Consider the following 17,927-nt stretch of genomic DNA (forward strand, 5'->3'; position numbering starts at 1 on the left):
ATGGCCCAGAAGAAAAAGACCGTCGCCGTCGACCAGGAAGCGCCGGTCTTCACAAAGGAACAAATGGTCAAGTCTAAAACCCTGGGCGTCCCCAGGGACGCCGTCGCGGCGATCCTGAAGGACGGCCAGACCTACACACGGGAAGAAGCGGTCCGCCTTGTGACCGACTTCCTTGAAAGGAGCGTGTAACTATGCCTATTGGTGGAGGTTCTTTCACCGTACAGAACAAGGTCCTTCCTGGTGCTTACATCAACTTCGTGAGCATGGGGACCAACGCCAAAATGGGGGAACGCGGCGTCGCGGCCCTTCCCCTGGAACTGAACTGGGGACCTGAAGGCCAGGTCTTCAAGCTGGACGCCGCGGACTTCAACGCGACCAGTCTGAAGGTCTTCGGCTACGACCCCACCGACGCGAATATCCTTCTGGTCCGCGAAGCCATGAAGCGCGCGAAGACCCTTCTGATCTACCGCGTGAACGGCGGCGGCACGAAGGCCAGCGCCACCGTCGGCGGAATGACCGTGACCGCGAAGTATGGCGGCACCCGCGGAAACGCGATCAAGGTCGCCGTGATCACCAACGTCGACGACGCCACGAAGGCGGACGTCGTGACCTATCTTGACGATATGGTCATGGACAGCCAGACCGTCGCGAAGTCCGGCGGCGCCGCTTCCCTGGCCGCGAACGACTTCGTCACCTTCGGCACCGCCGCCACCCTGGCGGCCGCCACCGCGACCCCCCTGACCGGCGGCACGAACGCCACGGTCAACGCCGCGAAGCACACCGCCGCCCTGACCGCCTTCGAAGTGGAAACCTTCAACGTGATCGGCTACCCTGGCACCGTGGAGGACATCAAGTCCCTGTATGCGGCCTTCGTCAAGCGCCTTCGCGACGACGAAGGGAAGAAGATCGTCGGCGTCCTGTATGGCTACGACGGCGACAATATGGGCCTGATCAACGTGAAGAACGGCGTCGTCCTGACCAACGGGACCACCATCACCGGCGACAAGGCCGTCGCCTGGGTGACTGGCGCTTCCGCCGGCGCGGAAGTGAACGAGTCCCTGACGAACACCGCCTACGACGACGCCGTGGACGTCGACATCAAATACACGAAGTCCCAGTTCGAAGCCGCGATCAAGGCCGGCGAGTTCGTATTCTATGCCGACTACGGGAAGGCCCGTGTCCTGACGGACATCAACAGCCTGACCACCATCGGCCAGAATATGTCTTCCGACTGGGTGTCGAACCGCGTCGTCCGCGTCATGGACGGCTGGGCGAACGACGTCGCCCGTATCTTCGGCGAGTCCTATATCGGCCTGGTAACGAACAGCGACACCGGCCGCCAGCTTTTCAAGGCTGACCTGGTGTCCCTGGCCCTTCAGTACCAGTCCATCGACGCGATCAGCAACTTCAAGTCCGACGACATCACCGTTCAGCAGGGCGACGGCAAACGCGACGTCGCGGTCGACTGCGCCCTTCAGCCGAACGACAGCATGGAAAAGCTGTATATGACCGTCGTCGTGAACTGACGAAAGGAGTGACCCAGAATGAAGACTTTGAACGCACCTGATACCATTTCCGGCAAGGCCGGCCGTGCCTACGCAAAGATCAACGGCAACAACGAAGAACTGTTCTTCGCGAAGACCATCGAAGCCACCGTCGAGAAAAACAAGTCCGAAGTGAAGGCGATCGGGAAGCGCATGACGGGCCATAAGACCACCGGCGCCAACGGGACCGGCTCCATGACCCTTTACTACATGACGCCCCTGTTCCGCGAACTGATCCGCCAGTGGAAGGAAACCGGCGTGGACGTCTACTTCGACATGGTCGTCGAGAACGACGACGAAGAGTCCGCCGCCGGCAAGCAGACGGTCCTTCTGATCGACTGCAACCTGGATTCCGTGATCCTGGCGAAGCTGGACGGCGACAGCGACGACGCCCTGGACGAAGACGCCGACTTCACCTTCGAGGACTTCGACATTCTGAAGGCCTTCAACCAGATTTAACCACCCACCGTTCAGAAGGAGGAAATACACATGGGTAAACTTCAGGAATTTCTTATGCAGAGCGAAGAGCGCGCACAGGTGACGGAGGAAGTCGCGATCAGCGGCTTCCCCGTCCCCTTCACCGTCAAGTCGATCACAGAGGGCGAAAACAAGGCCCTTCGGAAGACCTGTCAGAAGGTGAACTTCGACAAGAAGACCCACCAGAAGACCACGGAAACCGATATGGACCTTTACAATAACCGCCTGGTGATCGCCTGTTGTGTGGACCCGAACTTCAAGGACGCCGACCTTCAGGCGAAGTATGGCGTCATGGGCGCCGAAGCCCTGATCGACGTCCTTCTGAAGCCTGGACAGTTCGTCGACCTTCTGGTCGCGATCCAGGACGTCAACGGCTTCACCGACGACGTGAACGACCTTCGCGAAGAAGCAAAAAACTGATCACCGGTGGAGAGCGTGAGGAAGACGCGGACGGCGAAGCCGTCTATGCACACTACGCCCTTCACCGGCTGAAAATCCTCCCTGGCGCGCTGATGGCCCTTCCCCTTCGGGAACGGGCCTTCATTTATGCTTCCATCGACCTTCAGGTCGAGAAGGAGAAGAAGGAACAGAAACGGGCCGCGGCGCGGCGGGGGAAGAAAGGACGGTGAAGAACCGTGCCTGGTGTTTCGACACCTATGACGATCCGCGACGGTATGTCCGCAAAGCTGAAGCGGATCACGTCCGCCTTTCAGAAGATGGAGCGCGCCGCCAGGTCCGCGGACAAGGCCACCCAGGCCGTGAACCCTGGCCGGACCCTGGAAAACAGCGCGTCTTTGATCGACCGCGCCAGAAAGCGCCTGGACGCCTTTATCAACAGGCAGAGGGACGCCGGCAACGGGGCGGAAGAAGTCTCCGACGCCTGGTCCCGAACAGAAGGCCTGATCAAGAAAGCCCTGGCGGCCTTTTCGGTCGCCGCGATCAAAGGGCAGATTGAAAAGGCCCTTGACTATTTCAGTACACAATACAACGCCGAAGTCCAACTGGGCGTCGTTATGAAGAACGCCGGCATGGACCAGACGGCCTTCGACGCGATCCGGAAGCGCGCGTCCGGCCTTCAGGGGACGACGACCTTCGGCGACGAAGCCCTGATCGCCGGCGCGGCAGAACTGGGAACCTACCTGAAGGACCCGAAGGCCCTTTCGGAAGTCATGGGGACCCTGACCAACTACGCCGCCGGAATGGGCGGTCCAGCCGCCGACACGGCCCAGATGGTCGAATACGCGACCCAGCTTGGCAAGGCCTTAGATGGCACCTATGACGGTCTGAAGAAGAAGGGCTTCGAGTTATCCGAAGCCCAGCAGAAGATCATAGAAACCGGAACCGACATGGAAAAGGTCGCTGTGATCAACGACGTGATCAATCAGTCCTGGAAGGGACTGGCCGAGTCCTACGCCAACACCCCCGCCGGCAAGATCGAGCAGTTCAAAAACAAGGTCGGCGATCTCTATGAAGTGGCCGGCCAGAAGCTGGTCGGCGGCGTCATTCGCCTTCTGACGGCCGTGAACGGCCTTCTGGACACCCTGTCCGGCACCAGCGCGATCGACGCGGTCTGTGTCACCCTGAACGTGGTCATGGGCCTTCTGGGCCTGGTCACGAACGGCGTGTCCTGGATCGTCCAGACGGTCGTCGACAACTGGCCTACTGTGTCCGCAATCCTGACGGCGATCGCGATCGTTCTTCTTCCGGCCATGATCTCCCGCCTGTGGGCTACCGTGGCGCCTGTCCTGGCCCAGGCCGCGGCCTGGGCGCTTGCAAATGCGCCGCTTATTATGATGATCGCCCTGGTCGCCCTTCTGATCTCCGCCGCGATGGACGCCGGCGTCACCATTGAAGACGTCGTGGGCTTCGTGGGCGGCCTTCTGGGCGGCCTGTATGCCTTCGGCTACAACCTGATCGCCGACATTTGGAACTTCATCGCCACATTTGCGGAGTTCTTCGCGAACGTCTTCGTTGATCCGATCGGTTCCATTGAACGCCTGTTCCTGGGACTGGCGGATTCCGTCCTGGGCGTCCTGGAAACCATAGCGAACGCGATCGACGCGGTCTTCGGTTCGAGCCTGTCGGACGCCGTCGGCAACTGGCGAAGCGGCCTTCAGGCGAAGATCGAAGCCAGTTATGGAGAAAACGCCGTCCGCTACGACCGTATGGAGAAGATCGACACGGCCAGCACGGCGGCCGCCTGGTCCACCGGCGCGAAGGGGATCGCGAACAACCTTTCCCAGATCACCGGCAAGCTGGACAGCCTGACTTCTTCCTGGGACGTGTCCCGCGCCACCGGCGCGATCAACGGCGGGGACCTGGACAGCGTCGGTTCCGTCGGCAAGATTGACAGCGACGTCAATATCGCCGACGAAGACCTGAAGTTCCTTCGCGACGTGGCTGAAATGCGCTATGTCCAGAACTTCGTCACCCTGACCCCGACCGTCGCGATGGACGCCCAGATCAGCGAACGTGTGGACCTGGACGACGTCGTCAGCGCGATCGAACGGAAGCTGGAAGGTGAGTTCATCGCCGCCGCGGAAGGAGTGTATAACTAATGAGCCGATACAGAATGACCCTGATCGCGGGGGGGCGGGAAATCAACATTCCCGTCCTTCCCGCTTCCCTGAAGGTGTCTTCCCCTGGCAAGAACGAGCGGACGACCGTCCTTGAACTGGGCGAAGTCCTGATTCTTCGGAAGAAGGGGCTTCGGACTATCGAATGGGACAGCTTCTTCCCGAAGTCCAGCGCCCCCTATACCACGGGCCAGGTCCGGAACCCGACCGCCATTATTCAGGCAATCCAGTCCGCCAGGGACAGCCGGACGCCCCTTCGCTTCCTGATCACCGGAACGGACCTGGACATGAACGTCAAAATGGGCGTGGAGTCCTTCGAGTACGAAGAGCGGTCCGGCGAACTGGGGGACTTCTACTATTCGATCAAGCTGTATGAATGGCGGGACTATTCCGCGAAGCGGATCACCCTTCCCGCCCAGAAGTCGGAGCCGGCAAAGGCCCAGGAACCGACCAGGGCCGGCCAGCCGGCCAGCAAACCGAAAACCTACACCGTGAAGTCTGGGGATTGCCTGTGGAACATCGCGAAGGCGCTGTACGGCAACGGGGCGGACTACACGAAAATCTACAACGCCAACAAGGGGACGATCGGGAAAAATCCGAACCTGATCTACCCTGGACAGACGTTCACGATCCCCTGATATGGCTATCTCTATTCTTTACCAGAACAACGTGACCGGCGCCGCGCATGACGTGACGACGCTGATCACGGCGGCAAAGTGGACGACAAAAAGGTCCGGTTCCCCCGCTTCCCTGACCGTGACCGCGATCGTCGACGGCGCCGTGGTGTGGAACCCTGGCGGGATTCTGGTCCTGAAGAACGGTTCCACGGGCCTTTTCTATGGCTATGTCGTGAAGATCAGCCAGAGCGAAAAGGACCAGGTCCAGATCACGGCCTACGATCAGACCTGGTATTTGAAGAAGAACAAGGAAACCTATGTCTTCACCGGCAAGCGCGCCGACCAGATCGTGAAGCAGATCGCCGAAGACTTCAAGCTAAAGACCGGCACCCTGGCGAACACCGGCTACGCGATCCCCTCCATGATCGAGGACGGCCAGACGCTTTTCGACATCGCCCTGAAGGCGATCGACCTGACCCTGATCAACACGGGGAAAATGTTCGTCCTGTGGGACGACTTCGGTTCCCTGGCGATCACGGACGTCGAAACGGCGAAGCTGGACCTGTTCGTGGGCGACGGGAGCCTTGCCACCGGCTACACCTACGACCAGGACATAGACTCCGACACCTACAACAAAATCAAGCTGGTCAAGGACAATAAGACCACCGGCAAGCGCGACGTCTACATCTACCAGGATTCGAAGAACATGACCCTGTGGGGAATCCTTCAGGACTATGAAACGGTCGACGAAAGCATGAACGAAGCCCAGATCAAGGAGCGGGGCGCGAAAATGCTGGAACTTTACAACCGGCCGTCGCGGTCCTTCAGCCTGAACGCGATCGCGGACCTGTCCGTCCGTGCCGGCCGCGTCCTGTATATCGGGATTGGCGCCGTGGGCGTGAAGTCCTTCTTCCTGATCGAGGAAGCCACGCATGACCTGTTGAAGGAAACAATGACCCTGAAATTGAAGGTGGTGTGACATGGGCCTTTTAGACACGATGAAGAAAGTCGCGGAGAACACCAACGCCGCCGGCGCGCCGACGGCCTGGTTCTTCGGGAAGGTGACGAAGACGTCGCCCCTGACGATCCGCGTGGATAACCGCTTCGACATATCCGGCGAAGCGATCGTCGTTCCGAAGGAACTTCAGGCCGGCTACTATCCAACGCACTACCACACCGGCATGAAGGGCGGCCCTTCCACCGAAGAGAAGGGCGGCGGGAGCGGCGAAGCGGCCTTCGCTTCCCATTCCTACGTCCTGAAGAACAACTACCAAACCAACACCGACAAAACGTCGGAATACTATTACGGACTGGCCGTCGGCGACAAGGTGATCCTTCTTCGAAACCAGGGCGGACAGGCCTTTCTTGTCCTGGGGAGGGTATGACCTATGATTCCAAACGCGACCACCGTGAAGATCGGCGAAGACCTGGAAGTCCAGACCGCCGCCGAAGCCCCTTCGCGGACCTACAAGATCGACTTCGGCGCCGGCCGTGTCGGCGGCTTCTGCGATGAAACGGAAGCCATGAAGCAAGCGATCTATAAAATCCTTCAGACGGAGCGGTTCGCCTACCTGATCTATTCCTGGAACTATGGAATTGAACTGGACGCAGTCGTCGGAAAAAGCTATCAGGTGTTTGAAAGTGAAATCAAGCGCGTGATCACCGAAGCCCTTCTGGCAGACAGCCGGATCACCGACGTCACCGACTTCGAAGTCACCCAGATCGACAAGCGGACGGCGTCCGTGAAGTTCACCGCCGAAACCATCTTCGGCGAAATCCCTATCGAAAGAGAGGTCGGCGACAATGCTGTATGAGAACATGACCTTCGAAAACATCATGGACCGGTGCCTTTCCCGCGTGGCCGCGTCCATCGACAAGCGGGAAGGTTCGGTCGTCTACGACGCGATCGCGCCGGCGGCCGCCGAACTGGCGATCATGTATATCGAACTTGCCTATCTTCTGGACCGTGCCTTCCCCGATACGGAGGAAGGCGACGACCTGACCCTGAAGTGTCAGGAACGAAGCGTCTTCCGAACGCCGGCCACGGCCGCGGTCCGGAAGGGCTACTTCGAGGACGGGGACGGCGGGGCGATGGACGTCCCGATCGGTTCCCGCTATTCCGGCGACGCCCTGAACTACGTCGTGACAGAGAAGATCGCCACCGGCCAGTTCAAACTTCTGTGTGAAACGGCCGGAGCCGCCGGCAACCAGTACCAGGGGAACCTTTTCCCGATCGACTATGTGGAAGGCCTGGGCGCGGCGCGTCTGGCCGACATTCTGATCAACGGCGAAGACGAAGAGAGCGACGCCGACCTTCTGGCCCGATACAAGGAAAGCCTGGAATCCCAGGCATACGGCGGCAATATCGCCGACTACCGGACGAAGGTCGAACTGCTTCATGGCGTGGGCGCCGTGAAGGTGTTCCCTGTCTGGAACGGCGGCGGGACCGTGAAGATCGTCTTCGTGAACAGCGACTGGGGCGTCCCGTCTTCGACCCTGGTCGACACCGTCCAGACCGCCGTCGACCCCACCCAGAACCAGGGCGAAGGCGTCGGGATCGCGCCGATCGGCCATGTCGTCACCGTCGTCGGCGTCACCGGAACGGCGATCAGCGTGTCCTTCAAGCTGACCTTCGCCACCGGCTACACCTGGGACACCGTGAAGACCGCCGTCACGAAGGCGATCCAGGACTACTTCGTGGCCCTGGCGAAAGACTGGGCGAACCAGTCGGGGATCACCGTCCGCGTGTCCCAGGTGGAAACGAAGGTCCTGTCCGTGGACGGCGTGATCGACATCACGGGGACGACGATCAACGGCGGAACCCAGAATATCGTCCTGGCGTCCGACGCGATCCCCGTCATGGGAGGGATCACGAATGAAACTTAAAGACTACTGGCCGCGCTGTCTTCAGGACTTGGTCGAGTTCCAGCGGATCGCCAACGCGGAACAGCCGGAGTTCGAAACGGCCCTGGACGACGTCAGGACGGCCGCTGACGACTTCTTCCTGGCGACCCTATCCGAATATGGGTGTCAACGCTGGGAAGCTATCATGGGCCTTCACGCGGCCGACGGGGACACCCTGGAAGCGCGCCGCGAACGGATTCTGATCAAATACCTTGACCAGCTTCCCTATACATACAGGACCCTTCTGAAGTACCTGAAGACCATCACGGACGACTTCACCGTCACCCTGGACGAAAACGCCTATGACCTGTTCATTCGAATCCGCCTGGAAGGCTATTCCCAGCGGGACGCCCTGATCGCCACCCTGGGCCAGATGATCCCCGCGAACCTGGTCCTTCGGCTGAAGGCGGACATTCCCCAGGCGGACGAACCGGCCCAGACGGCGGCCTGTTCCGCTATGGTCACGATGAACCGGCACGTCTACACACCGGCCACATAAGGAGGAAAACCACATGGCAAGATTTAAGTCTATCGTCACGGACGCCGGAGCGGCGGCCCTGACTGCCCTGATCGCGGCCGGAAAGCCGCTGATCCTGACCCGCGCGGCGGCCGGAAGCGGCGTCGCCACCGTCAGCCCGAACACCCTGGCGGACCTGGTGACGCCGGAGAACGTCGCCGTGAGCCTGGGCGAAAAGGACCTGGTCGAGGGCGACCCCGCGATCATGCGAATCCCCGTCCAGGTGACGAACGAAGCCCTGGACGCCCCTGTCTGGATCAGGGAAGTCTCCGTCTACGGGAACACCATCGACAACACGGAAGTCATGTTCTGCTATGGCTGGCTGGACGGCGACGACAGCGACAACGTCCTTCCGGCGACGTCCTTCGAGGAAGACGCCGACACCGTCCATATCCACGACCTGGCCGTCTTCGTGACGAACCAGGAAGCCGCGTCCGTGTCCGTACAGGTGGCCCCTGGTTCCTATGTCACCCGTGAGCAAATGACCACCTACGCGGCGCCCCTGGTCCACACCCAGGGCGCGGACACCGTCACCGAAACCACCGGAGAGAACACGGAACAGGTCCAGCGCCGCCAGGACAGCGACATCGAAGCGATCAAGGAGCAGTTGAACACCGGCTTCACCGGAACCACCGTGACCCACACCTTCGCCCCCGCGCAGCTTTCCTACTGGAAGGGCTATGACGGGACCGGAGTTCCCGAAGGGATTCTGGACCAGACAAGGAACCGCCTGTATCTGTGACCAGGATCGCCGCCACGCCGTCGGAAACCTCTTGCCTTATATCGAACCTGTTCACGGAACTTCGTCCCGTGTGCGGCTTCTGTGAGGGCGACAGCGTGGTTCTTTGCGGCATGACCTACGCCGGCACGGAAGAAGCCGTGGTCCTTCGGGACTACGGCTTCGACTTTACCGGCGACGCCGCTGTGGTCGAGAATATCCGGAATCGAAGGTGTATCAATGGGATCGCGAAGAAACTACCAGCGGAGCCAGCCCAGCAAGGGTGAAAGTCCGCTTCATATACTGCCCGTTGCGGACAAAATGATCGGCTTCACCTTGTCGACGACCGACAACCCGAAGCGTTTTCCGAAGAAGATCAGATTTTCCGTGACGAATAAAATCCAGGGCCACGCCCTGGCGATCTATGACTACCTGGTCGAAGCGAACGAAATCTTCCCCATAATGGACGACCAGGACAAGGCCGACCGCCTGAAACTTCAGCGCGCCGTGCTGACGGAGTGCAAGAAACTTTTGCACATGATCCAGCTTTCGAAGGACCGCGGCTATATCGACAGCGGGACCTTCGACTACTGGACGAAGCTGACGGTCGACGTGAAATGTATGACCGCCAAATGGTACGACGCCGAACGGAAGACGGGAATCCCCGTCGAGCCGGCCGGCCCGATCCCTGAAGGCTGATCATAAATCATTAGGGAACGATCTGTCACCCCGAACGCCGGCAACGCGAACAACGCGCGCAATGTCAACACGGACGGCAGTCTGAACAACAACAACGCGTACAACGGCAACAACGGCGTCCGGCCGGATTTGGTGGAAAACGGGACTGATTAGGGCGGAAAGCCTGAAAACAGAGTATCACCAACAAAGGAGATCGTTTCCTTCCGAAGGGCCGCGACAGTCCCTTCGGTAAATACATGATTGACGACGAAAGGCCTTCAACAGCGACGGCCGGACTATCAGCGTCAAGGAGGATTTTTCTTTATGAAGGATCAGGGAACGCCCGCCCATGACTTCGCGTCCGTGACGGACTTCAACAATTTATATCAATCGTTTACAGAAGCGCGCAAAGGGAAACGGTGGAAGTATTCCGTGTGCAAGTATGAAGCGAACGTCCTGGAAAACCTTCTGTTCATTCAGGTCATGCTTCAGCGCCACAAATACCGCCTGTCCCCGTACAACTGCTTCTTCGTGCATGAACCGAAAGAACGGCTGATCATGTATAACAGCTTCCGCGACAAGATCGTTCAGCATTGTTTATGTGAACAGGTCCTTGAACCGCTTCTTTCGAAGACATTCATCTATGACAACTACGCGAGTCAGAAGGGCAAAGGGACCCACTTCGGACTTGACCGACTGAAGGCGTTCATGGCGGCCTACTACCGCAAGAACGGCGCCGGCGGCTGGGTGCTGAAGTGCGACGTCCGCAAGTATTTCTATCGGATCAATCACGACGTTCTGAAGACCCAGCTTCGCCGGCTGATCAAGGACCGCGACGTCCTGTGGCTTCTGGACATGATCATCGACTCCACGGAGGGACCAGGGATTCCGATCGGGAACCACACTTCACAATGGTTCGCGATCCTCTACCTGTCCGACATGGACCACATGATCAAGGAACGTCTGGGAATCAAGTATTATGGCCGCTACATGGACGACTTCTATTTGATACATGAGGACAGGGCCTATTTGCAGTTCTGCCTTGAAGAAATCCGCCGGTTCCTGGTCCCCCTGGGCCTGGAACTGAACCAGAAGACGGCCATATTCCCGTTATCCCAGGGGATCGACTTCCTGGGCTTTCGGACCTACCTGACGGACAGCGGAAAGGTCGTCCGGAAGGTACGCCGTGAGAGCAAGAACCGGATCAGGCGGAAGATCACGAAGTTCCGCCACCTGGTAGACGAAGGCCGTGTCGACTTCGACACGGTCCTTCAGTCTTATAATTCCTGGACCGGCCACGCCGAACACGGCAACAGTTATCACCTGATCAGCGAGATCGACGACCTGTTCTTCAACCTGTTCAGGAAAGAAATGGAGGGAAAACCCTATGGCGAAATCTCTATCCGCTTTGCCCGTTGGAAGCGTCGTCAAGTCGGCGAACACAAAGTACAACGGACAGGCGATCAGGTGGATCGTCGGCACACAGGACACGTCCCAGGGCCGAACGGGCCTGGTGACGGAAAAGATGATCAGCCTGAAATGCTTCGACGCGAAGGAGTCCGGCAACAGCAACAGCGACCGCCGGAACTACGGCAATAACCGTTATTCCGTTTCGAACATCGACCAGTGGCTGAACAGCGCGGCTTCCGCCTGGTATTCCGCCCAGCACAGCGCCGACGCCCCGCCCACGTCCGCCAACTGCTGGAACAACTACAACCCCTACGACAGCGAAGCCGGCTTCCTGGCAAACTTCGAAGCCGACTTCAGAAACGCGATCCTGGATTCCACGATCCGCGTCGCGAAGAACACCGTCACCGACGGCGGCGGCTACGAAGACATCGTTCGGAAGGTCTTTCTGCTGTCGAACACCGAAGTCGGCCTGTCCAACGAAAACAGCGTGGCCGAAGGGACCCTGTGGTCCTACTTCAATTCCGCGTCGCGCCGCCAGTGCTACCCCACGGCGGAAGCCGTCAGCAAGTCCACCTACACCAATTCCGGCCTGTCCGCTTCTCAATATTGGTGGTGGTGGTTAAGAACCCCGTTCGCCGGCTACGCGGGCGACGCGCGCTTTGTCAACACGGTCGGCAGTCTGAACTACAACATCGCGTACAACGGCTACCGCGGCGTCCGGCCGGCTTTGTATTTGGCATCTTCGAATCTGGTATCCGATACAACCGACACAGACGGCGCTTATATCCTTCTGTGGAACCAGCCGCCCACAGCCCCGTCTTCCATTACCTACGGCACCCCCCAGGCGGGACAGAACCTGACCCTGTCGACCGGCGGATCGACCGATCCGGAGGGCGACGCCATTTCCTACGTCTGGGAACGGAAGGTGGATTCCGGCGTCTGGACCCAGATCGGGATCACCACCGCGAAGACGATCCAGGACACGGTCCCGTCCAGCGGAACAACCTACTACGCGCGCGTGAAGGCCGTTGACGCGGTCGGGAATGAATCGGCGTATTGCACCGGTTCCGGAAAGGCCATTTCCTACAACACCCCGCCCGTGATCAGCGGTTCCGACCAGAACATGGGCGCGAAGACAGACCCCTTCACCTACAAATACACCGTCACCGACGCCCAGTCCGCCACCCAGGCCCTGACCGTGACGGAAACCCTGACCAACGGCGCCGAAACGATCACCCTTCGCACCTACACGGCCATGGCCGGCGCCCAGAACACCGCCGACCTGTCGTCCGTCTGGATCAGGTTGATCGCGGGGACCCACGTCCTGAAGATCACCGCGTCCGACGGTGCCGGCGGAACGGCTGTCCGGAACATCACCTTTAGCCGAACCGTCACCAGGATCGCCGCGGCCCGCGCCTTCAACACCGACGCGAAGGTCACGAAGGTCTTCGTTTCCCTGTACCCGTCCGACCGTCCGGCCGGTTCCACGCTCCACCTGGAAGTGACGAACAACCCGTTCGACACGAACCCCGTCTGGGAGGACATCACGGAGAAGGCGAACCGCCTGGTCCACACCTTCGCGAACAGCACCGTCGCAAATGGCTATGGCCTGGGCTATCGGTTCTATCTGCTGAAGGGAACGGAGGAAATCGAGATCACCCAGGCGACGATCCGTTTCGCCTGATGAAAGGAGGGAAGCAAAATGTCTTTCAACTCGCACGACTGCGAAACCGTCAGCATGAAGGAAGCCCAGGAACAGGAAAAGAACAACCCCGTCACCCAGATCGCGGCGGCGTCCATCGCCTTCGTGGTCCTGGCGGAGGGCGGCCAGATCGACGACGTCACCGCCACGGAGAACGTCGAGCAGTTCGCCCCCTGGGCCTACCCGATCGCCTACAAAAAGGGCAATATCCGCCGCTACGGTTCCGACCTGTACCGGTGCAACCAGGACCACACTTCGCAAGCCGACTGGACCCCCGCGGCCGCCGCGTCCCTGTGGTCGAAGATCGGCGACCCGACGGAGGAATGGCCGGAATGGTCCCAGCCGGTCGGCGCCCATGACGCCTATAACGCCGGCGCGAAGGTGTCCCATAACGGGAAGCACTGGACGTCCGACGTCGCGTCGAACGTCTGGGAACCTGGCGTCTACGGTTGGACGGAGGTGACGGCATGACCGAAGGGATCATCATCGCCGTTCTTTCTATGGTCGGCACGTTGGCCGGTGCCTACCTGGCGAACCGGAAAAGTTCCGCCCTGATTGCCTATCGCCTGGATAAGCTGGAAGAGAAGGTCGACAAGCATAATTCTGTGATCGAACGGACCTTCAAGCTGGAAGAACAGGCCGCCCTTATCGAAGAGCGGATCAAGGTCGCGAACCACCGGATCGAAGACCTTGAAAAGGCACAGTAAACCCCGCCGCGAGTTCTCCAAAATCATCGTTTGCACCGTGGGGGCCGTCACGATCGCCGTGACGGTCTTCACCTGTGTCATGGTGTGGAGAACCAGCAACACGGAAGCCCTGGCGTACCTGATACCGGCCATCTTCGGGGAAGCCGCCACGGCGACCGGATTCTATTACAGCAAGGCAAAAACTGAAAACAGGATCAAACTTCGCCGGCAATACGGCGACCTGGTCGACAAGGAGGAATGAACCCATGTTTGAAATCATCATCGGAAACCTGATCAAGATCGGCTATGCTATGGCGATCTTCCTGTGTGCCTACCTGGCGAACGTCGTGTTCTCCCTGTGGTACAACATCAAGATCAACTGTGAACCCTTCAGCCGCGAAAAGCTGGCGACCGGCGGCCTGAAGGCGCTGACGTTCATCGTCGGACTGACCCTTCTGTGTATCGCGATCACCACCCTTCCGATCTTCGCGACGGAAGTCGGCTGGACGATTCCTGACGAATACGCGGAACTGTTCGCCGATTTGATCATCGTCGGCGCGGTCCTTCTGGTCGCCTGTAAGTATATCAAGGAAGCCTTCACAAAGTTCGTCGCGATCCTGAACACGCCGGCGGACACCGTACCCGCAAAGGAGGAAAAAGAGCATGAGCAACAGCCCGTTAGTGACGTATTCCAGGATCAGCCCGAACCGGACCAGCCCCAGGAATCATAAGATCGACACCATCACGATTCATTGTATTGTCGGACAATGGACGGCGAAGCAAGGCTGTGACTACTTCGCCACCACCGGCCGCGAGTGTTCCGCGAACTACGTCGTCGGGAAGGACGGTTCGATCGGCCTGTCCGTGGAGGAACAGGACCGGTCCTGGTGCAGTTCGTCCCGCTCCAACGACCACCGCGCGATCACGATCGAAGTCGCGTCCGACACGAAGCACCCCTACAAGGTGACGGACCAGGCCCTGGCCGCCCTGATCGACCTTCTGGTGGATATTTGCCGCCGGAATGGGATCAAGGCCCTTCTGTGGAAGGGCGACAAGTCCCTGATCGGCCAGGTGGACAAGCAGAACATGACCGTTCACCGGTGGTTCGCGAACAAGGCCTGTCCTGGCGACTATCTCTATAATCTCCACCCCCAGATCGCGGCCCAGGTGAACGAACGCCTGGGCGCGGCCGCGCCGGCGGAGCCGGAGAAGAAGCCCAGCCAGACGCCCAGCGGCGCCACCTTCACCCCCTACCTGGTGCGGATCACGGCGTCCGTCCTGAATATCCGAAAAGGCCCTGGCACGACCTACGCCGTCACCGGCCAGATCAAGGACCGCGGCGTCTATACCATCGTCGAGCAGAAGGGCAACTGGGGCCGCCTGAAGTCCGGCGCCGGCTGGATCAGCCTGTCCTATACGAAGAAGGTCTGACGATGGGAATGAAGCTGGACGGACTGGCGAACTTCGGGAAGGCCCTGGTCGCCCTTCAGGCCGATATACCGGAGATCATGGACAAACTGGTCGTCGGCGAAGGCCGCTTCGCCCGTGACCAGGCCAGGAAGATTTGCACCGAAGAAAACATCATCAACACCGGCGACTATCGCCGGAACTTCAACAGCAGTTCGAAGGCGATCCGGATCGGGACGGCCTACAAGATCGACGTCTTCAACAACCTGGACTATGCGAAGCCCCTGGAATATGGCTTCCGCGGCCACTTCGTCCCTGGACATTGGGACGGGAAGTCGTTCGTCTACCAGCCGAAGGACCCGCAAGGGGGAATGTTCGTCCATTCCCTGATTCCTGGTCACTACACCCTGGAACGGGCCGTCAACGCCACGAAGCGCACCCAGAACGCGCGCCTTCAGCGCCGCTTCGAACAGGAACTGAAGAAGCGTGGCTACATGAAGCATTTCAAATAGAAAGACGCCCAGGGGACGAACCCCTGGGCGTTTTTTTCTTCAGAACATCGCGAGTTTGATCGCCTTGAACCGTGTGTCGTCCAGTTCCAGAAGGGACCGCTTCCCGTCCTTGAACTGAATCGCCACCACATGAACCCCCTTCGTCTTCGCGGTCGCGGCCGCCACGACGCCCAGGGGACCAAGAAGCAGAGCGCCGGCGGCGCCGCGCGCCACGGCGGAACCCATGCTTTTCTGGGAATCTTCGTCCACGACTTCGATCTGGTCGATCGTGGAACTGTCCAGCTTCAGATTTTTCATCAGGCCGACGTTCAAAACCGCCTTCCCGCCTTGCATAATGACCGCTTTGTGTTTATAGTCGCCCTCCAGGACCCAGTTCTTCGCACCCATGCCAGAACCTCCCTTTGATATTTACCCCGAAGTTATGGGATATTACCATAAGAATATCGGAATCTTATGCTAAAGTCAATTAGAATATGGGATATTACCATAACGGGAGGATCAGGCGTGAAGAAGTTCGACTACAACGGCCGGAAGAATATCTGCGGAAATCGCGTCCGTTGTCTTCGGACGGCGCGACGGTGGTCCCAGGCGGCCCTTGCCGCCAAAATGCAGACCCAGGGCGTGATCATGGAACAGGACGTCGTCAGTAAGATTGAATCCGGCGACCGCCTGGTCACGGACTACGAAGTCCGCGCCTTCGCGGCGGTCTTCGGTGTGGACTTTGAAAACCTGATCGAAGACGAGGAATGAACGGCCTTCCGGACCAGAACCGGAGGGCCGCTTTTTTCTGCTTGACAATATACTACCGGTAGTATATAATAAGCACCAGAAGGAAGGTGATTCACAATGTCAAAGGCGCAGACAGCCGCAAACAAACGCTATAACCTGAAGGCGTATGATAGAATCGAAATCACGGTCCCGAAGGGAAACAGGGAGATCATCGCCCAGGCCGCGGCGGCGGCCGGAATGAGCGTGAACGCCTTCATCAAGGAAGCAATCGACGCCCAGATCGCAAAGTCGAACGCGTGACCGGAAAGGCCCTGTCCGAAAGGACGGGGCCTTTTATTCTACCGAACGGAGGAAAACACCATGAAGCGTCGCAGATTCAAGCAGTTGACCAGGACAGACCGCCTGAACATCGAAAAGTATATGCGCCAGGGCATGACGAAACAGGCCATCGCCGACGCCCTGGGTGTCAGCCTTCGGACGGTCTATTATGAACTGAAGCGGGGCCAGTATGTCCACACTAATTCCGACCTGACGGAGGAAATCCGTTATAGCTGTGACGTCGCCGAAGCGGTCAAGAAGTACAACGGCACGAATAAAGGCCCCCAGTTGAAGATCGGCAACGATCACGAACTGGCGGCCTATATTGAACAGCGGATCGCCGGCGACGGATATTCGCCGGCGGCGGTCCTGGGTGAAATCCAGGTCCAGGGCCTGAAGTTCAAAACGTCGATCTGTAAGTCGACCCTGTATTCCTATATCCGGAAGGGCGTCTTCCTGTCGCTTGAAATGCGCGACCTTCCCCGCCACGGCAAGAAGAAGCGCGGCTACACCCGCACCCACAAGAAGGGCGCCAGGGCGTCCGCCGGAACCAGCATTGAACACCGGCCGGAGGAAGTGAACGCCAGGACGACCGTCGGTCATTGGGAAATGGACTCCGTTCTGGGAAAGAAGAAGACGAAGCCGGCCCTTCTGGTCCTGTCTGAACGTCTGTCCAGGAAGGAACTGATCATCAAGGTCCAGGATCACACCGCCGCCAGCGTGGTTCGCGCCCTGGACCGCCTGGAACGGAAGATGGGATCGCCGGCCTTCCGCGCCACCTTCAAGTCGATAACCGTCGACAATGGTTCCGAGTTTGCCGACGTCGACGGCATGGAACGAAGCTGTCGCCGGAAGGGGCCGCGGACGAAGGTCTACTACTGCCACCCCTATTCTTCCTGGGAGCGCGGGACCAACGAAAACACGAACGGCCTGATCCGCCGCTGGTTCCCGAAGGGGACGGACTTCAGCAAAGTCAGCGTCCAGGAAATCCAGAAGGTCGAAGACTGGCTGAACGCCTATCCCCGCGAAATCCTGGGCTTCCTATCTGCTGACGCTGTCTTCTCCACCGCCTTCGCGGCCTGTGTCTGAAACTTTTTTATCTTTTTTGCAAAAATATGTTGACTTTTGCGCA

At 59.3% G+C, this 17,927-nt stretch carries 27 protein-coding genes; 26 read left to right on the forward strand and 1 reads right to left on the reverse strand.

Features of this window, described 5'->3' with window-relative positions:
• The 23 genes from KQI82_RS15370 to KQI82_RS15475 all read left to right on the forward strand — a co-directional run bounded on the left by KQI82_RS15370 (nt 1) and on the right by KQI82_RS15475 (nt 15,748).
• Nucleotides 1-189, forward strand: coding sequence for a YqzN/YkzM domain-containing protein (locus KQI82_RS15370; protein ID WP_216633551.1), 189 nt, complete (start codon nt 1-3; stop codon nt 187-189).
• Nucleotides 190-191: 2 nt separating this feature from the next.
• Nucleotides 192-1,526 carry a phage tail sheath family protein gene (locus KQI82_RS15375; protein ID WP_216633552.1) on the forward strand — a complete coding sequence of 445 codons (1,335 nt, stop codon included), beginning with the start codon at nt 192-194 and terminating at the stop codon, nt 1,524-1,526.
• Nucleotides 1,527-1,544: 18 nt separating this feature from the next.
• A complete protein-coding gene (locus KQI82_RS15380) occupies nt 1,545-2,003 on the forward strand; it encodes a phage tail tube protein (protein WP_216633553.1) in 459 nt (152 codons plus the stop codon).
• Between the two features lie 30 nt (nt 2,004-2,033).
• Complete coding sequence (locus KQI82_RS15385) at nt 2,034-2,441, forward strand: phage tail assembly chaperone (protein ID WP_021751075.1); 408 nt, start codon at nt 2,034-2,036, stop codon at nt 2,439-2,441.
• A gap of 236 nt (nt 2,442-2,677) precedes the next feature.
• On the forward strand, nt 2,678-4,579 hold the full coding sequence (locus KQI82_RS15390; protein WP_216633554.1) for a hypothetical protein: 1,902 nt from the start codon (nt 2,678-2,680) through the stop codon (nt 4,577-4,579).
• On the forward strand, nt 4,579-5,235 hold the full coding sequence (locus tag KQI82_RS15395) for a LysM peptidoglycan-binding domain-containing protein (RefSeq protein ID WP_216633555.1): 657 nt from the start codon (nt 4,579-4,581) through the stop codon (nt 5,233-5,235). The genes KQI82_RS15390 and KQI82_RS15395 overlap by 1 nt, the downstream gene beginning before the upstream one ends.
• Before the next feature lies 1 nt (nt 5,236).
• Nucleotides 5,237-6,193, forward strand: a complete 957-nt coding sequence (locus tag KQI82_RS15400; protein WP_216633556.1) for an XkdQ/YqbQ family protein — start codon at nt 5,237-5,239, stop codon at nt 6,191-6,193.
• Between the two features lies 1 nt (nt 6,194).
• Nucleotides 6,195-6,599 carry a DUF2577 domain-containing protein gene (locus tag KQI82_RS15405; protein ID WP_216633557.1) on the forward strand — a complete coding sequence of 135 codons (405 nt, stop codon included), beginning with the start codon at nt 6,195-6,197 and terminating at the stop codon, nt 6,597-6,599.
• A 3-nt stretch (nt 6,600-6,602) separates the two neighbouring features.
• Complete coding sequence (locus tag KQI82_RS15410; RefSeq protein ID WP_216633558.1) at nt 6,603-7,028, forward strand: DUF2634 domain-containing protein; 426 nt, start codon at nt 6,603-6,605, stop codon at nt 7,026-7,028.
• Nucleotides 7,029-7,032: 4 nt separating this feature from the next.
• Nucleotides 7,033-8,100, forward strand: coding sequence for a baseplate J/gp47 family protein (locus KQI82_RS15415; RefSeq protein ID WP_241426736.1), 1,068 nt, complete (start codon nt 7,033-7,035; stop codon nt 8,098-8,100).
• Entirely contained in the window at nt 8,090-8,617 is a 528-nt protein-coding gene (locus KQI82_RS15420) for a putative phage tail protein (RefSeq protein WP_216633559.1), read from the forward strand. Before KQI82_RS15415 ends, KQI82_RS15420 begins: the two co-directional genes overlap by 11 nt.
• 13 nt (nt 8,618-8,630) lie before the next feature.
• Nucleotides 8,631-9,377, forward strand: coding sequence for a hypothetical protein (locus KQI82_RS15425; protein WP_216633560.1), 747 nt, complete (start codon nt 8,631-8,633; stop codon nt 9,375-9,377).
• Nucleotides 9,378-9,445: 68 nt separating this feature from the next.
• Nucleotides 9,446-9,640 carry a hypothetical protein gene (locus KQI82_RS15430; protein WP_216633561.1) on the forward strand — a complete coding sequence of 65 codons (195 nt, stop codon included), beginning with the start codon at nt 9,446-9,448 and terminating at the stop codon, nt 9,638-9,640.
• A gap of 34 nt (nt 9,641-9,674) precedes the next feature.
• Entirely contained in the window at nt 9,675-10,052 is a 378-nt protein-coding gene (locus KQI82_RS15435; RefSeq protein ID WP_216633562.1) for a four helix bundle protein, read from the forward strand.
• Nucleotides 10,053-10,061: 9 nt separating this feature from the next.
• On the forward strand, nt 10,062-10,205 hold the full coding sequence (locus KQI82_RS15975; RefSeq protein WP_478213756.1) for a DUF6273 domain-containing protein: 144 nt from the start codon (nt 10,062-10,064) through the stop codon (nt 10,203-10,205).
• Nucleotides 10,206-10,355: 150 nt separating this feature from the next.
• Nucleotides 10,356-11,630: an RNA-directed DNA polymerase gene (locus KQI82_RS15440; RefSeq protein ID WP_216633563.1), complete on the forward strand. Its 1,275-nt coding sequence runs from the start codon at nt 10,356-10,358 to the stop codon at nt 11,628-11,630.
• On the forward strand, nt 11,557-13,125 hold the full coding sequence (locus KQI82_RS15445) for a DUF6273 domain-containing protein (protein ID WP_216633564.1): 1,569 nt from the start codon (nt 11,557-11,559) through the stop codon (nt 13,123-13,125). The genes KQI82_RS15440 and KQI82_RS15445 overlap by 74 nt, the downstream gene beginning before the upstream one ends.
• 18 nt (nt 13,126-13,143) lie before the next feature.
• Nucleotides 13,144-13,614 carry a carbohydrate-binding protein gene (locus tag KQI82_RS15450; protein ID WP_216633565.1) on the forward strand — a complete coding sequence of 157 codons (471 nt, stop codon included), beginning with the start codon at nt 13,144-13,146 and terminating at the stop codon, nt 13,612-13,614.
• The gene (locus KQI82_RS15455) at nt 13,611-13,850 is read left to right on the forward strand and encodes a hypothetical protein (protein ID WP_021751061.1); all 240 of its coding nucleotides are present in this window, start codon (nt 13,611-13,613) and stop codon (nt 13,848-13,850) included. Before KQI82_RS15450 ends, KQI82_RS15455 begins: the two co-directional genes overlap by 4 nt.
• Nucleotides 13,834-14,091 carry a hypothetical protein gene (locus KQI82_RS15460; protein WP_216633566.1) on the forward strand — a complete coding sequence of 86 codons (258 nt, stop codon included), beginning with the start codon at nt 13,834-13,836 and terminating at the stop codon, nt 14,089-14,091. The genes KQI82_RS15455 and KQI82_RS15460 overlap by 17 nt, the downstream gene beginning before the upstream one ends.
• A 4-nt stretch (nt 14,092-14,095) precedes the next feature.
• Nucleotides 14,096-14,560, forward strand: a complete 465-nt coding sequence (locus tag KQI82_RS15465; RefSeq protein ID WP_216633567.1) for a hypothetical protein — start codon at nt 14,096-14,098, stop codon at nt 14,558-14,560.
• Entirely contained in the window at nt 14,493-15,260 is a 768-nt protein-coding gene (locus KQI82_RS15470; protein ID WP_216633568.1) for an N-acetylmuramoyl-L-alanine amidase, read from the forward strand. The genes KQI82_RS15465 and KQI82_RS15470 overlap by 68 nt, the downstream gene beginning before the upstream one ends.
• A 2-nt stretch (nt 15,261-15,262) precedes the next feature.
• Nucleotides 15,263-15,748 (forward strand): HK97 gp10 family phage protein, encoded by a 486-nt coding sequence (locus KQI82_RS15475; protein ID WP_216633569.1) that lies wholly within the window; start codon nt 15,263-15,265, stop codon nt 15,746-15,748.
• A 39-nt stretch (nt 15,749-15,787) separates the two neighbouring features.
• On the opposite strand, the gene KQI82_RS15480 is transcribed toward KQI82_RS15475, so the two are convergent.
• Nucleotides 15,788-16,135, reverse strand: a complete 348-nt coding sequence (locus tag KQI82_RS15480) for a hypothetical protein (protein ID WP_021751056.1) — start codon at nt 16,133-16,135, stop codon at nt 15,788-15,790.
• Nucleotides 16,136-16,252: 117 nt separating this feature from the next.
• On the opposite strand from KQI82_RS15480, the gene KQI82_RS15485 reads away from it, so the two are divergent.
• From KQI82_RS15485 to KQI82_RS15495, 3 genes are all read left to right on the forward strand, one after another.
• Nucleotides 16,253-16,498, forward strand: a complete 246-nt coding sequence (locus KQI82_RS15485; RefSeq protein ID WP_216633570.1) for a helix-turn-helix domain-containing protein — start codon at nt 16,253-16,255, stop codon at nt 16,496-16,498.
• A 96-nt stretch (nt 16,499-16,594) separates the two neighbouring features.
• On the forward strand, nt 16,595-16,777 hold the full coding sequence (locus tag KQI82_RS15490) for an antitoxin (RefSeq protein ID WP_216633571.1): 183 nt from the start codon (nt 16,595-16,597) through the stop codon (nt 16,775-16,777).
• A 60-nt stretch (nt 16,778-16,837) separates the two neighbouring features.
• Complete coding sequence (locus KQI82_RS15495) at nt 16,838-17,884, forward strand: IS30 family transposase (RefSeq protein ID WP_216633572.1); 1,047 nt, start codon at nt 16,838-16,840, stop codon at nt 17,882-17,884.
• The last annotated feature ends 43 nt before the right edge of the window (nt 17,885-17,927 follow it).

The sequence above is a fragment of the Dysosmobacter acutus genome (genome assembly GCF_018919205.1).
Lineage (GTDB): Bacteria > Bacillota > Clostridia > Oscillospirales > Oscillospiraceae > Oscillibacter > Oscillibacter acutus.

Excerpts from the sequence above, each read along its gene's own strand:
- KQI82_RS15425 (WP_216633560.1), top strand. The coding sequence starts at position 8,631 with ATGGCAAGATTTAAGTCTATCGTCACGGACGCCGGAGCGGCGGCCCTG.
- KQI82_RS15450 (WP_216633565.1), top strand. The coding sequence starts at position 13,144 with ATGTCTTTCAACTCGCACGACTGCGAAACCGTCAGCATGAAGGAAGCC.
- KQI82_RS15410 (WP_216633558.1), top strand. The coding sequence starts at position 6,603 with ATGATTCCAAACGCGACCACCGTGAAGATCGGCGAAGACCTGGAAGTC.
- KQI82_RS15490 (WP_216633571.1), top strand. The coding sequence starts at position 16,595 with ATGTCAAAGGCGCAGACAGCCGCAAACAAACGCTATAACCTGAAGGCG.
- KQI82_RS15385 (WP_021751075.1), top strand. The coding sequence starts at position 2,034 with ATGGGTAAACTTCAGGAATTTCTTATGCAGAGCGAAGAGCGCGCACAG.
- KQI82_RS15480 (WP_021751056.1), bottom strand. The coding sequence starts at position 16,135 with ATGGGTGCGAAGAACTGGGTCCTGGAGGGCGACTATAAACACAAAGCG.
- KQI82_RS15405 (WP_216633557.1), top strand. The coding sequence starts at position 6,195 with ATGGGCCTTTTAGACACGATGAAGAAAGTCGCGGAGAACACCAACGCC.
- KQI82_RS15440 (WP_216633563.1), top strand. The coding sequence starts at position 10,356 with ATGAAGGATCAGGGAACGCCCGCCCATGACTTCGCGTCCGTGACGGAC.
- KQI82_RS15370 (WP_216633551.1), top strand. The coding sequence starts at position 1 with ATGGCCCAGAAGAAAAAGACCGTCGCCGTCGACCAGGAAGCGCCGGTC.
- KQI82_RS15390 (WP_216633554.1), top strand. The coding sequence starts at position 2,678 with ATGACGATCCGCGACGGTATGTCCGCAAAGCTGAAGCGGATCACGTCC.
- KQI82_RS15470 (WP_216633568.1), top strand. The coding sequence starts at position 14,493 with ATGAGCAACAGCCCGTTAGTGACGTATTCCAGGATCAGCCCGAACCGG.
- KQI82_RS15435 (WP_216633562.1), top strand. The coding sequence starts at position 9,675 with ATGATCGGCTTCACCTTGTCGACGACCGACAACCCGAAGCGTTTTCCG.
- KQI82_RS15495 (WP_216633572.1), top strand. The coding sequence starts at position 16,838 with ATGAAGCGTCGCAGATTCAAGCAGTTGACCAGGACAGACCGCCTGAAC.
- KQI82_RS15415 (WP_241426736.1), top strand. The coding sequence starts at position 7,033 with ATGACCTTCGAAAACATCATGGACCGGTGCCTTTCCCGCGTGGCCGCG.
- KQI82_RS15375 (WP_216633552.1), top strand. The coding sequence starts at position 192 with ATGCCTATTGGTGGAGGTTCTTTCACCGTACAGAACAAGGTCCTTCCT.
- KQI82_RS15455 (WP_021751061.1), top strand. The coding sequence starts at position 13,611 with ATGACCGAAGGGATCATCATCGCCGTTCTTTCTATGGTCGGCACGTTG.
- KQI82_RS15400 (WP_216633556.1), top strand. The coding sequence starts at position 5,237 with ATGGCTATCTCTATTCTTTACCAGAACAACGTGACCGGCGCCGCGCAT.
- KQI82_RS15380 (WP_216633553.1), top strand. The coding sequence starts at position 1,545 with ATGAAGACTTTGAACGCACCTGATACCATTTCCGGCAAGGCCGGCCGT.
- KQI82_RS15395 (WP_216633555.1), top strand. The coding sequence starts at position 4,579 with ATGAGCCGATACAGAATGACCCTGATCGCGGGGGGGCGGGAAATCAAC.
- KQI82_RS15465 (WP_216633567.1), top strand. The coding sequence starts at position 14,096 with ATGTTTGAAATCATCATCGGAAACCTGATCAAGATCGGCTATGCTATG.
- KQI82_RS15420 (WP_216633559.1), top strand. The coding sequence starts at position 8,090 with ATGAAACTTAAAGACTACTGGCCGCGCTGTCTTCAGGACTTGGTCGAG.
- KQI82_RS15445 (WP_216633564.1), top strand. The coding sequence starts at position 11,557 with ATGATCAGCCTGAAATGCTTCGACGCGAAGGAGTCCGGCAACAGCAAC.
- KQI82_RS15475 (WP_216633569.1), top strand. The coding sequence starts at position 15,263 with ATGGGAATGAAGCTGGACGGACTGGCGAACTTCGGGAAGGCCCTGGTC.